10 protein-coding genes and 1 pseudogene are annotated in these 13,810 nt (G+C 43.0%); 6 read left to right on the plus strand and 5 right to left on the minus strand.

What is annotated here, in order from left to right:
* Positions 1-433 precede the first annotated feature (433 nt).
* From nblR to petM, 4 genes are all read right to left on the minus strand, one after another.
* Complete coding sequence (nblR, locus tag I8748_RS17220; RefSeq protein ID WP_198125795.1) at positions 434-1,120, minus strand: response regulator transcription factor NblR; 687 nt, start codon at positions 1,118-1,120, stop codon at positions 434-436.
* Between the two features lie 373 nt (positions 1,121-1,493).
* Positions 1,494-2,411 (minus strand): NAD(+) kinase, encoded by a 918-nt coding sequence (locus I8748_RS17225; RefSeq protein ID WP_198125796.1) that lies wholly within the window; start codon positions 2,409-2,411, stop codon positions 1,494-1,496.
* 298 nt (positions 2,412-2,709) lie between these two features.
* Complete coding sequence (locus I8748_RS17230; protein ID WP_198125797.1) at positions 2,710-3,699, minus strand: SDR family oxidoreductase; 990 nt, start codon at positions 3,697-3,699, stop codon at positions 2,710-2,712.
* Between the two features lie 320 nt (positions 3,700-4,019).
* Positions 4,020-4,124 carry a cytochrome b6-f complex subunit PetM gene (gene petM / locus I8748_RS17235; RefSeq protein WP_198125798.1) on the minus strand — a complete coding sequence of 35 codons (105 nt, stop codon included), beginning with the start codon at positions 4,122-4,124 and terminating at the stop codon, positions 4,020-4,022.
* A gap of 331 nt (positions 4,125-4,455) precedes the next feature.
* Between petM and pdxA the strand changes: the two genes are divergently transcribed.
* The 4 genes and pseudogenes from pdxA (at position 4,456) to I8748_RS17250 (ending at position 6,609) form a co-directional block, all read left to right on the plus strand.
* Complete coding sequence (gene pdxA, locus I8748_RS17240; RefSeq protein WP_198125799.1) at positions 4,456-5,544, plus strand: 4-hydroxythreonine-4-phosphate dehydrogenase PdxA; 1,089 nt, start codon at positions 4,456-4,458, stop codon at positions 5,542-5,544.
* Positions 5,545-5,573: 29 nt separating this feature from the next.
* Positions 5,574-6,203, plus strand: coding sequence for a Uma2 family endonuclease (locus tag I8748_RS17245; RefSeq protein ID WP_198125800.1), 630 nt, complete (start codon positions 5,574-5,576; stop codon positions 6,201-6,203).
* 15 nt (positions 6,204-6,218) lie between these two features.
* Positions 6,219-6,320 (plus strand): annotated as a pseudogene (locus I8748_RS35150) (type II toxin-antitoxin system RelE/ParE family toxin); the annotation flags it as partial.
* Positions 6,313-6,609 (plus strand): helix-turn-helix domain-containing transcriptional regulator, encoded by a 297-nt coding sequence (locus tag I8748_RS17250; protein WP_198125801.1) that lies wholly within the window; start codon positions 6,313-6,315, stop codon positions 6,607-6,609. The pseudogene I8748_RS35150 and the gene I8748_RS17250, both read left to right, overlap by 8 nt.
* A gap of 75 nt (positions 6,610-6,684) precedes the next feature.
* Here I8748_RS17250 and I8748_RS35155 read toward each other — a convergent pair whose 3' ends face one another.
* Positions 6,685-8,802, minus strand: coding sequence for an ATP-binding protein (locus I8748_RS35155; protein WP_225896453.1), 2,118 nt, complete (start codon positions 8,800-8,802; stop codon positions 6,685-6,687).
* Between the two features lie 606 nt (positions 8,803-9,408).
* On the opposite strand from I8748_RS35155, the gene nifJ reads away from it, so the two are divergent.
* Both nifJ and I8748_RS17265 read left to right on the plus strand, forming a co-directional pair.
* Positions 9,409-13,155, plus strand: a complete 3,747-nt coding sequence (nifJ, locus tag I8748_RS17260) for a pyruvate:ferredoxin (flavodoxin) oxidoreductase (protein WP_198125802.1) — start codon at positions 9,409-9,411, stop codon at positions 13,153-13,155.
* Between the two features lie 412 nt (positions 13,156-13,567).
* The gene (locus I8748_RS17265) at positions 13,568-13,795 is read left to right on the plus strand and encodes a helix-turn-helix domain-containing protein (protein WP_198125803.1); all 228 of its coding nucleotides are present in this window, start codon (positions 13,568-13,570) and stop codon (positions 13,793-13,795) included.
* Positions 13,796-13,810 lie beyond the last annotated feature (15 nt).

Genomic DNA, 13,810 nt, shown 5'->3' on the forward strand with positions numbered 1-13,810 from the left:
GAATTGGGAATTGGGAATTGGGAATTGGGGAGCCATTGCAGTCTTGGGGTCTCACGCCACTCCCTTTGGCTGTCGGGAGACCCGCCCACGGGGGTGGCTCCCCAAGTGGAGCAAATGGCGTCATTGGGAATGGGGCATAAGCGAGACAAAATTAGGCACTTTGCAGCAAGTTTGTTTAGAAACCACTGATTTCAAGCATTGTGCTGTGTATCCTAATTAACAATTACAGGTTACGCATAGGTCACGGAATAACGTAGACACGAAGTGGCTTGCCGCAGGCTACCACAGAGAAGCCAGTGCCTTGGTGTTAGCGCAGCGATCTTCGACGCAGTGGCTACTCCCTGCGGTCGTGGGGGCCCCGAGTTCCCCATGCCCCATTCCAATTCCCAATTTCCGTTTTTAATGAGTGTATTTATTTTCGTCCAGCGACTTATTAAGATTCTCTTAACACGTATCCTACACCTCGAACTGTTTGAATGAGGCGCTTTTGTCCTTCATCTTCGATTTTTAGGCGTAAATAGCGAATATACACTTCAATCACATTCGATTCACCCATAAAGTCGTAACCCCAAACGTTTTCTAGGATTTGTTCGCGAGTTAGAACTTCACGGGGATGTTCCATTAAAAACTTTAATAGTTCAAATTCCTTCATTGTTAAGTCTATGGCCCGTCCGTTGTGTATGGCACGACGGGTTGCTATGTCTAGAACCAACTCTCCAAAGCGTAATTGCTCTGTTGTATCAATATCAGGTTTTAAATAAAGGCGAATCAACTTTAAAAAGTCTTCTGCGCGGTAAGGCTTGAGTATGTAGTCATCAGCTCCAGCTTCTAGACAAGCTACACGGTCATCAACTGTATCGCGTGCCATTAATATTAATACAGGCGATCGCGTACCAGCGCTTCTAAGATTTTTGCATAACGAGAGTCCAGATTCACCTGCCAGCATTCTGTCTAAAACAATTAAAGCAGGTTGGCGATCGCGGCAGTATTGCAAACCACTTGCCGCATCGTGAGCCAAAATCGCTTCATAGCCAGCTTCTTGCAAATCAAAGGAAAGTTGACTTGCCAGACTATCATCGGTTTCAATGACTAAAACACACGGACTGTGAGCAACTGTCATAAGAATTTAGGATGTTGGATTTTGGATTATACAAACGTTTCACAGAAAGTCTGTACATTAGCCAGAAGTATAATTGCCCTTTTTAAACAATGGATAAATCCTGAGTTGACGTGCTATTTAAGATTGTTTAGCAGATTCAGGTATCATCCATCGAATTCTTCAGTGCAATTTTAATAACTAATTCCAAATTCCATTTCTATACCAGCAATTCTGGAAGGAAATCATTCTCTTGGGAAGAGGTGATAGGGGAGATGAGGGAGATGAGGGGAATGAGGGAGATGAGGGGGATGAGGGGGATGAGGGAGATGGGGAGAAGTAACTAAATTCCCAATTCCCAATTCCCAATTCCCAATTCCCAATTCCCAATTCCCAATTAAGGTAATTCTACCGAAGTCGGTTTGGCTATATGTGGTAAACCCCAACCTAATTTTTCGCGCAAAATGCGGAAAAATTCTGGCGGTTGTAGACGAATAAACCTGACACTGTATTGCGATCGCTCTAAATATACACGATCCTCTGGTAAGACGTAGCATCCTCCATTGCCATCTACCACCATCACTAACCGAGGGATATTAACTGGATAAATGTTCACGGGTTCCGTATCTGGAAACACTAACGCCCTAGAAGCTAGAGAATGGGGACAAATCGGTACTAACTGCAACACAGGTACACCAGGAGTTACTACTGGCCCACCAGCACTTAAAGAATAAGCAGTCGAACCAGTTGGTGTAGAAACAATTACACCATCTGCCGCAATATCCACAGGTGCATGACGCCCCACTGCAATTTCAAAATGGCACATGGAGGTTAATGGCTCTCGATGTAAAACCATTTCATTCAAGCAAAGGGCTTCCCACAGTACCGACTCTTCCCGCAGTACTTTAACTGTGAGCATGGCTCGTTCTTCAATTTCATACGTACCTGCCATCACCTGTTCTATTGCTTCGGGCAATTGACCTAGGTAGGCTTCTGTCAAAAATCCCATGTGTCCGGTATTCACTGCTAACAGTGGAATGCCGCAAGGAGCAACCTGACGGGACGCTGCTAAAACAGTGCCATCACCCCCTAGTACTATTGCAAACTCCATTTCCGAATCAAAGCCAGGGGGCGTTAGACCGTCAACTGGAGTGTGGCATACAGAACTTTCCGGGGTAGAGTAGCCCAGTATGCCACCGACACTCGATGTAATAGATACATTCCAACCGGCAGCGGTTAGCTTGTCTTTTAACTCGATAGCGACGCGAACGGCTATCGGTTTAACGTCATTGTAGATAATGCCTGCTTTCGGCACACTCAAATATCCAAGGGTAGACGATGCTTTGCCTTATGTAATCCTTACATATTTTGGTCAATCTTGTTAATTGTTAGTTGTTAGTTGTCAGTTGTCAGTTGTGAGCCAGTACGGTCTTGGGGGTTCTCCCCCAATCCCCACTCCCTTTGGTCGTGGGGGGCCCGAGTCCCCCATGAGTAACTGGCGATCTTCGCAGCGTTAGCGACGCAGGAGCGTCACCCGTAAGGGTCAGTTGTCAGTTGTTTGTTGTGATTTTCCACTAACCACTGACTATTGACCACTGACCACTAACCACTGACTATTGACTATTAACTTTTTTAAAGGGAGTCTTTTTAGATTTTTCCTTTTTGGATTTATTTTTCTCGTAATCTAGCTCTTTGAGCTTTTTCATAATTCGACTGAAGTACTCTTGCAGATAGCTTTCTAGAGTGGTTGTTTGTTGTTGGTCTAACCCAAAGACTTTGTATACCTCATCCATTGGGGCATTTAAGGGTTTTCCACTTGCCAAGACTTCTGTAAACTCTAGTCTGTCTGCTACGTTCCATCCCCACTGAAAGAACCTGATGATACGGCGCACGGTACGCAGTAGGTTAATTGGCATCCGCGTTACTCTGGCTTCTTTGCCAGATAAACGTTCGCACAGGCTAATGATTTCCTCTGCACTCCAAGCACGGGTACCAACAACGGGGAAAGCTTGTTTCTCGGTTTCTGGTACGCTCAAAGCACGGATAGCAAACTTAGCAATGTCTTGAGTGTCCATGTAGGCGATGGGCGAAGAATTACCAGTCACCCAAACAGGTTGTCCTTCTAAAATGGGTATTCCATATTGACCGATTAACCCTTGCATAAAACCAGCCAACCGTAAGATGGTGTAATTGAGGCCGGACTCTGCTAGAAAAAGTTCGGTACATCGCTTGATTTCCATCAGCGGTACTTGTGGGTACTTTTCGGCATCAAGTATAGAAAAGAAGATAAAACGCTCTACACCCGCAGCCTTCGCCGCTTGAATTAAAGCAACTTGACCATCCCAGTCTACCTGTTTAATAGTCAGTGAATCTGTAGGACGAGATGTTGCTGCATCAATGACTGCGGTCACACCTTCCAGCGCTCCTGTGAGGCTTTGGGGGTCACATATATCCCCCCGCACTAACTCTGCACCCCATTCTTTGAGAAAAGCAGCTTTTTTGGCACTCCGAACTAGACAGCGTACCTTATACCCCTCATCGATAGCACGACGAGCCACTTGTCTTCCTAAGGTGCCAGTAGCACCGACGATTAATAATGTCATGAGGGCCGTTATAAATTTTTAAGTTTTATGAAAAGAACATTAACAGAATTATACCTGTTAACAAAAGTTTACATCTTTTTTAAGAAACTGAAATTAATACACAGATCAGCTGTTCCACAAAAAAGTTGCATCTATAATCCCCCCGATGACTGATCACAGATGACTGCCATCAGTTAGCGGTCAATGACTCCAAAGAGTAAGTATGCAATATATATGTGTTTTAGTTTACTAGCGGAAAAAGCGTTGTCCGTTTTTCGGAAACGCTATTTTTCCAGCGAGAGTCAAGCCTCTCATCTATTGAAACCAAGTTGCTAGAGGGATTATTCCTCTGCACCTTGAATTTTCAGTAATAAAGTTCCTAAAGCCCAACCTACGAAGATTAAACTGAAAGACAACAAAGCTGCATTTAAAATTTCGCCGCCCATTAACGTGTTCTCCTTTGTGAATCGTTGATTTAACACCATTCTAAAGGTTGCCCTTTAGATTTCTTGCTCCCTGGACTGTTTCACTAGACTAGACTTGATTGCTCAAGTCTGAGTTTTTGCTGGTTCTACAAGCCAGGTGTTTGAGTTTTGTGTCCACAAAGTAGCTCCAGTCAACTCAGGTAAACTAGACTTACCAGAACTTTTCTACAGCTACTGTCTTATTAGACCTGTGTAAACAATTCTAAACCAGTTTGATCGTGAAGGAGTCACTGGTCAGTGGTCAGTGGTTAGTTATCGCTTTGCTTTTGAATTTAAAATTTTAGTAGTTTGTATGTATCAAATAAATCAATATAACTTAGTAAATTCACAAAATCAAATTAAGCCAAGGTTGGCGCTGACTCTCGGAGATCCTTCAGGAATTGGGCCAGAAGTGATTTTGAAAGCTTTAGCAGACCCAGATGTTATGCAAAACTATGACCTGACAGTGGTAGGTAATCGGGATTTGCTGGTACAGACTTATGACAAACTGAATTTAAATGCTAATTTACCTGTTTTGGCAAATCCTGGTGAGTTGGCGGTCATTGATGTGCCATTAAATAGCCAAAACGATAGTCAGATTATTATGGGCATCGGGAATGCAGCCAGTGGTGCGGCTAGTTTTGCCTATATGGAATATGCGATCGCTCAAACTCTGGCTGGTAAATTTGATGGTATTGTCACAGGCCCCATTGCTAAATCTGCCTGGAAAGCCGCAGGCTACAATTATCCAGGGCAAACAGAACTTTTAGCCCAAAAATCAGGTGTTGACCGCTTTGGTATGTTATTCGTGGCGCGATCGCCTTATACTAATTGGACACTCCGCGCTTTACTTGCCACCACACATATTCCCATAAGTCAAGTAGCAGATACACTCACACCGCAGTTGTTGACCAAGAAACTAGATTTGCTGGTGGAGTGTTTAGAAAAAGATTTTGGCATAGAAAAGGGGAGAATTGCGATCGCAGGTTTAAATCCCCACAGTGGCGAACAAGGACAACTAGGAACAGAAGAACAAGATTGGTTAATTCCCTGGTTAGAACAAGAACGGCAAAAGCGCCCTAATTTGCAGCTAGAGGGGCCAATTCCGCCGGATACGATGTGGGTTAAACCTGGTCAAGCTTGGTATAGTAATTCTCAAATTCAAAATCCAGCCGATGCCTATTTAGCACTTTACCACGACCAAGGCTTAATTCCTGTTAAATTGATGGCCTTTGATAGAGCCGTTAATACTTCTATTGGTCTGCCTTTTGTTCGGACTTCACCCGACCACGGAACAGCATTTGATATTGCAGGTAAGGGAATTGCTGATGCTACGAGTATGAAAGCAGCGATACAGTTAGCAGCTGAATTGGTTAGTCAGAGAATGGCTGCTAAAAAATAGGATTTGTTTATTTTCTGAGGAATTAAGTGATGACTCAAGTCTTACGCAAAGTAGTTACATTTGAAGAATTCGTTGCTAAATATCCAGATAATACAGGAAAGCGTTACGAATTACATGATGGAGTAGTAGTTGAAATGCCCCAGCCAACAGGTGATCATGAAGGAATTATTCTATTTTTAGCCACAAAAATTACTTTAGAATATAGTCAGCTCAGCTTGCCTTACGGTATACCAAAAACAGTATTAGTTAAACCACCTGAAAACGAATCAGCTTACTCGCCAGATGTGCTGATCCTAAATCTTCCTAATTTAGTTAACGAACCTTTGTGGAAAAAAGAATCTACTGTTACTCAACCAGCATCTATTCCTTTAGTGGTCGAAGTTGTTAGTACTAATTGGCGTGATGATTATCATAAAAAATACGCTGACTATGAGGAAATGGGGATTCCTGAATACTGGATTGTAGATTATGCTGCTTTAGGTGGTAGAGAGTTTATTGGCAAGCCCAAACAACCTACAATTTTGGTTTGCACTTTAGAAGAAGGTGAATATCAAATTAATAAATTTAGAGGTAATGACCGTATCCAGTCTTTATTATTCCCAGAGTTGAATTTGACAGTACAACAGATTTTTGAGGCAGGAGGGGCAATTATGAGTTAAGAAATAATAAACAAGGTTATTCTGCTTTTATGTGGTGGGGATAAAAGTACTCAAGAACAAGATATCAGGAAAGCTCAAGAATATTGGCAAGACTATAAAAATAGAGACGATGCCTAAAAGTACAAGTTATCACGAAGCACTGATTGAAGATTTAAAAAACCCTTTAGAAGCAGCATCATATATTGAAGTTGTTTTAGAAGAAGGCGACCCTATTATGTTAAGCAAAGCGTTGAGAAATATTATTGAAGCGCAAGGTGGAATTGATAAGTTTTCTGATCAAATTCAGCAATGCTACGAAAAACTCGACCAGATGTTATTAGAAAAAGGAAAAATTGAATTTTTTTACCTGAGTACATTACTAGATGCACTAGGGTTACAACTGACAGTAAAAGTGAAGTCAAATTGAGAATATTTATAGCTTAAGGTATCGTAGGGGTTTTGTTGCTGTTGGTAAAGAGAAGCGATCGCCTCATATATCCTCTCACAGATGATTACGGTCTGGCTGATAAATTGGAATTTCTATGACAAATTCAGTTCCCTGTCCTAGTGCAGAATGAAAGTACAATTTGCCGCCGTGATTGCTTACTACAATTTGATAACTAATGGATAAGCCTAAGCCTGTACCTTTCCCGACTGGCTTGGTGGTAAAGAAGGGGTCAAATAACTTCGCTTGCACTGTTTCATCCATCCCTGAGCCGTTATCACTGATGTGAATTGAGATGGCTTTCTCTGCCAAGACTTGTGTAACGATACAAATTGTGGGATTGGTTGGAGGTTGTTGGTTGAAGGCTGAGGTTTTTAACGCATCGATCGCATTTGTTAAAAGATTCATGAAAACCTGATTCAGTTGACCTGGGTAACACTCAACTGGAGGTAACTGACCATAATCTTTAATTACTGCGATTTCAGCAAAGTCTTGTTGTGCCTTGAGGCGATTTTGTAAGATCAGCAACGTACTTTCAATACCCTCATGCACATCTACTGCTTTAAACTCAGCTTCATCCAGACGCGAGAAGTTGCGTAGAGATTGCACGATTCCCTGAATGCGTCCTGTTCCTACTTTCATAGAACTGAGCAATTTGGGAAAGTCATGCTTGAGAAATTCTAGGTCGATGGTTTCTATTGCTGTCTGAATTGTTGCTGTGGAATTGGGATATTGTTGTTGGTAAAGGTCGATTAATAGCAGTAAATCCTGAGTATAGCTGTCAACATGAGTGAGATTGCCGTGAATAAAGTTAACTGGATTGTTGATTTCGTGAGCAACACCTGCAACAAGATGGCCCAAACTCGACATTTTTTCAGTCTGGATTAATTGGGACTGAGTTTGTTGCAAATCCTGAAGCACTTGAGATAATTCGGCAGTCCGATGTTGAACTCGAACTTCCAGCTCTTCATTGCTTTTTTCTAAAAGCATAAAAGATTCATACAATTGACTGGCCATGTTAATAAAAGAAGTTGCTAACAGACCCAATTCATTAGGTAATTTGGTATTGAGATCAATATTAAAATTCCCTTGAGAAACCCGATCAGTTGCAATTAGTAGTTTATTTAAGGGAATTGCCACTTGCTTATACAAGACAGAAAACAACAGCAGGATTTCCAGTAACAGGGCAATTAATCCTATATATAAAACAAAACGGGCGTTATTAGCTGCAATTTCTGATAACAGCGATTTGGGGTAGACGGTCACAAAATACCAATCTGGGCCATTCAGTTTGGTTACAGTCAGATATTCATCGTCATTAGAATTATCAATCACCACTGTCTCAGATTGCAGGGTCTTGACCGCATGAAAAATACGCTGCAAATGTGCGTCACCTGACTCCAAGATGTTAAACTGTCCCAGTTTTCTTTGAATCTGAGCCATGTAATCGGGATGAACAATCAAACGCCCATCGCTGCGAAAAATGACGTTATACGTTCCATGTAGATGGTCATTGACAGTGCGTTCCATCAACTCATTGAGAATAATATCATGCCCAATGGTGGCAATGTGATTGCCTTGGCGATCATCCACTGGTGTCTCGACAGAAACCATCCAAAGTTTTGGCACAGTATCAAAATAAAGACCTGTCCACATAGTTTCTCTGAGAGGATTGTGTTTCTTGTCAGAAACGTAGAAATACTCCTCATTAGGCATGAATATATCTGCTTTTGCCTCTATTCCCCAAGGCACATTTGGCCAGTAATTGGCCACATAGTTTTCCGGCCCCATAATATAGGTATCAACAAAACGATTCCTCCAGGCTGGGCCATAACTTTTCGTCAATTCATAAAAGGCCAGCATCCGGCGACGAATGTCCGCAGTGTTCGGGGCTTGTTTTCCTATGAAGACTGAGGGATACTGCTCAGTATCGAACTGTTTGACAGGCTGGTTCTGTTGAAAGTTACGCCTTGTACCATCAGACCATAAGTAGAATAACTGGTTAAATTGATCGCGTGGGTCAAGATTGTCCAACTTTTCCAGTCTTTTTAATAATGCTTGTTTGAGTGTTTTATGATTATCTTCTGCTAGCTTAAACAGGCTTTCTTCTCGCTTACCTCGTTCCACAACATACTTTTGCAGTTGTTCGCGGGTTTGAGTTTCTAATGTTGACATCAAATGAAAGTAGCTGAGGCCCGCTGAGACAATCACGACAGCTAAAATTCTCAGCCCCATACTGAGGAGTATGTCACGAGTCAGTGAGCGGCAAAACAACTCTTTGACCAATTGACTTTTAAATTTTGCCATCATCCTTAATCCAACCTATTTATCTTTATAATTCCCAAATATCAAAGAATATGCCCAAGGTTGGCAAAATTCAGACGAATATAAGCTTGTATTTGCTTGATTGGCAGCCACAATCTCGTTTAGTCTAAGTGCATCTTCAACTTTTGATAACTTATTTGGTGACAATAAATTCAACTATTCCCGAACCTCTACCCCACAAAAAAGTAATAATGTACCTGAAAACATTATCAGTTCATCGCTTCACCTTTTGAGTACATTATTAATACCTATTAATAGATAAATTTTCAGGGTGAGATACTAATATATGCAGTATTTGTTGAAATTAAAATTAGTAGTCAATACTTATCAATATTCCATTTGAAACTCTAAGTATAAGTTATAATATTTCGGCTTTTGGCTCTGGCTATTTCTAATTCTTCTCTTCACGGGTTCTCTTCATTTAGTTTCTTTGAAAGTGAGACAGGCAAAATAATCATGAACAAAACTTTTGCAACCATTGACGGGAATGAAGCTGTCGCCCGTGTAGCTTACAAATTGAATGAGGTCATTGCTATCTATCCCATCACCCCCTCTTCAGCAATGGGTGAATGGGCTGATGCTTGGTCAGCAGAAAATCGTCCTAACCTCTGGGGTACAGTTCCCAGCGTCGTGCAGATGCAGAGTGAAGGGGGTGCTGCGGGTGCTGTGCATGGGGCTTTACAAACAGGTTCTTTGAGTAGCACTTTCACGGCATCTCAGGGACTATTGTTGATGATACCCAACCTCTACAAAATTGCTGGGGAACTGACTAGCGCTGTGGTTCACGTTGCTGCACGTTCCCTTGCTACTCACGCTTTATCAATTTTCGGTGATCATAGCGATGTAATGGCAGCCCGTGCTACTGGCTTCGCCCTGCTGTGTTCCGCTTCGGTGCAGGAAAGTCAAGACTTGGCACTTATCGCCCATGCAGCCACCCTCGAAGCACGCGTCTCATTTATGCATTTCTTCGATGGCTTCCGCACTTCACATGAAGTGCAAAAAGTCAAGCTTTTGTCAGAGGAAGAATTGCGATCGCTCATTCCCGACCACCTCATCCTCGCCCACCGCAACCGCGCCCTCACCCCAGACCGCCCCGTATTACGCGGTACAGCCCAAAACCCCGATGTCTACTTTCAAGCCCGTGAAGGCGCAAACCCTTACTACAACGCTTGTCCCGAAATTGTCCAGCGCATCATGGATGACTTTGGCGAACTTACGGGAAGGCATTACCAAATCTATGAATACCACGGCGCCAGGGATGCCAATCGCGTCATTGTGATCATGGGTTCCGGCTGTGAAACCGTCCATGAAACAGTAGATTACCTCAACGCCCACGGTGAAAAAGTCGGAGTTGTGAAAGTCCGACTCTACCGCCCCTTTGATGTACAACGGTTTGTAGCAGTATTACCAAAGACTGTACAAGCGATCGCAGTTCTTGACCGCACCAAAGAACCAGGTAGCGCCGGGGAACCGTTGTATTTGGATGTGGTAGCGGCTATTCATGAAGCGTGGGGAGATGGGGTGCAGGGGAGCAGGGGTGCAGGGGAGAACAGAGCAGGGGGAGCAGGGGAAGCAGGGGGAGAAATAACTAATTCCCTACTCCTAACTCCTAACTCCTCACTCCTAACTCCTAACTTTCTCCCCACTCCCAAAATCATCGGTGGTCGCTATGGGCTTTCTTCTAAAGAATTTACGCCGGCGATGGTGAAGGGGATTTTTGATCATCTTGCCCAAGCGCAACCGAAAAATCACTTTACTATCGGCATTAATGATGACGTTAGTCATACATCTTTAAGTTTTGACCCGAATTTCTCCACCGAACCTGATAACGTTGTTCGGGCAATGTTTTATGGCTTAGGTTCTGATGGTACTGTTGGGGCTAACAAAAACTCAATCAAAATTATTGGTGAAGAAACTGATAACTACGCTCAAGGTTACTTTGTCTACGACTCTAAAAAATCTGGCTCGATGACCGTTTCTCACTTGCGCTTCGGGCCGCAACCAATTCGTTCTACTTACCTCATCGACAAAGCTAATTTTATTGGTTGCCATCACTGGGGTTTCTTGGAACGGATTGATATTTTGAAAGCTGCTATTCCTGGGGCGACTTTATTACTTAATAGTCCCTATGATGCGGATACTGTGTGGGAAAATCTGCCCTTGCCAGTGCAGCAGCAAATTATTGAAAAGCATCTGAAAGTATACGTAATTAATGCTAACCAAGTCGCCCGCGATAGTGGTATGGGTGGACGCATTAATACCATTATGCAAGTATGCTTTTTTGCCTTAGCTGGTGTCTTGCCGCAGGAAGAAGCGATCGCTAAAATCAAGCAAGCCATCGAAAAGACTTACGGCAAAAAAGGTGCAGAAGTTGTCCGCATGAATTTACAAGCTGTAGACAACACCTTAGACAACTTGCATAAAGTAGACATACCCCAAATCCCAAATCTCAAATCTCAAATCCCAAATCCCAAATCCCTAGACGGTGCGCCCGAATTTGTCCAAACAGTTCTCGGACAAATCATGGTGTGGCAAGGTGATGACTTACCTGTGAGTGCATTACCTGCTGACGGTACTTTTCCCACAGGTACAGCGAAGTGGGAAAAACGCAACGTCGCCCAAGAGATACCTGCATGGGAGCCTGATGTCTGCGTACAATGTGGTAAGTGCGTAATGATTTGTCCTCACAGCGCCATCCGCGCGAAGGCTTACCAAGCCAGTGAATTAGTCAATGCACCGCCGACTTTCAAATCAACTGATGCCAAAGACAGAGACTTTGCCAATCAAAAATTTACCATTCAAGTTGCCCCAGAAGACTGCACAGGATGCGCCATTTGTGTAAATATTTGCCCTGCAAAAAATAAAGCCGAACCGTTGCAGAAAGCAATTAATATGGTGCAGCAATTGCCTTTGCGAGAACAAGAGCGCAAAAACTGGGATTTCTTCTTGAGTTTGCCGCATCCTGACCGACGGCAGTTGAAATTAAACCAAATTCGCCAACAACAACTGCAAGAACCTTTGTTTGAATTCTCTGGTGCTTGTGCGGGTTGTGGGGAGACACCATACTTAAAATTATTAACACAATTGTTTGGCGATCGCGCTGTCATTGCCAATGCTACAGGTTGTTCCTCAATTTATGGCGGAAACCTCCCCACAACTCCCTGGACGACAAACGCCCAAGGACGCGGCCCTGCTTGGTCGAATAGTTTATTTGAAGATAACGCCGAATTCGGTTTTGGTTTTAGGTTATCACTGGATAAGCAAGCGGAATTTGCTGCGGAATTGTTGAAAGAATTAGGGAATGGGGAAGTTTCTCATGATTTAGTCAATTCAATTCTCAATGCTGAACAAAAATCTGAAGCTGATATTTGGGAACAGCGGGAAAGGATAGCACAGTTACAACAGAAGCTATATGAAATCTCAACTACACAACTCAACCCTAATCTAAAATCCCTTCGGGTTCGGCAGTCCCCCATCGACGGAAACCGCCAAGACGGGGGCTACCTCACCAAAATCCAAAATCTAAAATCGCTAGCTGATTACTTGGTAAAGAAAAGCGTCTGGATTATTGGTGGTGATGGTTGGGCGTATGATATTGACTTTGGTGGTATTGACCATGTGCTAGCCAGTGGTCGCAATGTCAACATCTTAATCATGGATACCGAAGTGTATTCTAATACGGGCGGTCAAGCTTCTAAAGCGACTCCACGGGCAGCAGTGGCAAAATTTGCCGCCAGTGGTAAACCTGCGGCGAAAAAAGATTTAGGTTTGATTGCTATGACCTACGGTAATGTTTACGTAGCCAGTGTAGCCCTTGGTGCAAGAGATGAGCAGACCTTGAAAGCATTTTTAGAAGCTGAGGCTTATGATGGGCCATCAGTAATTATTGCTTACAGTCATTGCATAGCCCACGGGATTAATATGACCACAGGCATGAATCACCAGAAAGCTTTGGTAGAATCAGGGCGTTGGTTGCTGTATCGGCATAATCCAGAGTTGCAAAAACAAGGTAAGAATCCCTTGCAATTGGATATGCGATCGCCTACTCAATCAGTAGAACAATCAATGTATCAAGAAAATCGCTTCAAAATGCTCACCAAGAGCAAACCTGAGCTTGCTAAGCAATTATTGCAACAGGCGCAAGCCGAAGTTGATGCCCGTTGGCAAATGTATCAATATCTAGCAGAGCGTAAAATAACCTGAATCATGTAGGGTGTATTACACCATTTCCAAAAATATTTGCAACACATGAATCACCTGTAGGGGCGTACAGCTGTACGCCCCTACTCATGTATCCGTATCAGGTATTTCGTGAAATGGTATTAGGCGCATATTGCAATCTGATTTGTCACAAAAAGATGATATGAGCGCCTAACGCACCGCTAATAGTATTGTGCGTTAGGCTAAAGCCATAGCCACCCTACTTATTACTTTCCCAATTACCAATTACCAATTACCAATTACCAATTACCAATTACTCATAGTCGTTAACTGATGGTAGTCATCACCTTATATCTTTGCTCTGTTAATTTATATAACTATAGATAGATGTATTTAAAGAGATCGCAGATGCTATAGTCCGGTGTCTGGGATAAAATCAAAATATACTCACCTTATGCCTGCAATCGAACAGCCAAGAGTTGCACAGTTGATTCGTGAGACTAGGCAGCACCTTAACCTTTCACAGGTGAAACTGGCAACAATGCTCGGAGTTTCCTTTCATAGCATAAATCGTTGGGAAAACGGACGGACACAACCTTCGCCACTGGCTATGAAACAGATTCAAGAGTTACTAGAGCAGATGGGAGAAGCCGGTGAGGAACTGCTAGCCAAATACTTTTAAGCATAAGGAATAGAA

This window comes from Amazonocrinis nigriterrae CENA67, assembly GCF_016056305.1.
In the GTDB taxonomy this organism is placed as follows: domain Bacteria; phylum Cyanobacteriota; class Cyanobacteriia; order Cyanobacteriales; family Nostocaceae; genus Amazonocrinis; species Amazonocrinis nigriterrae.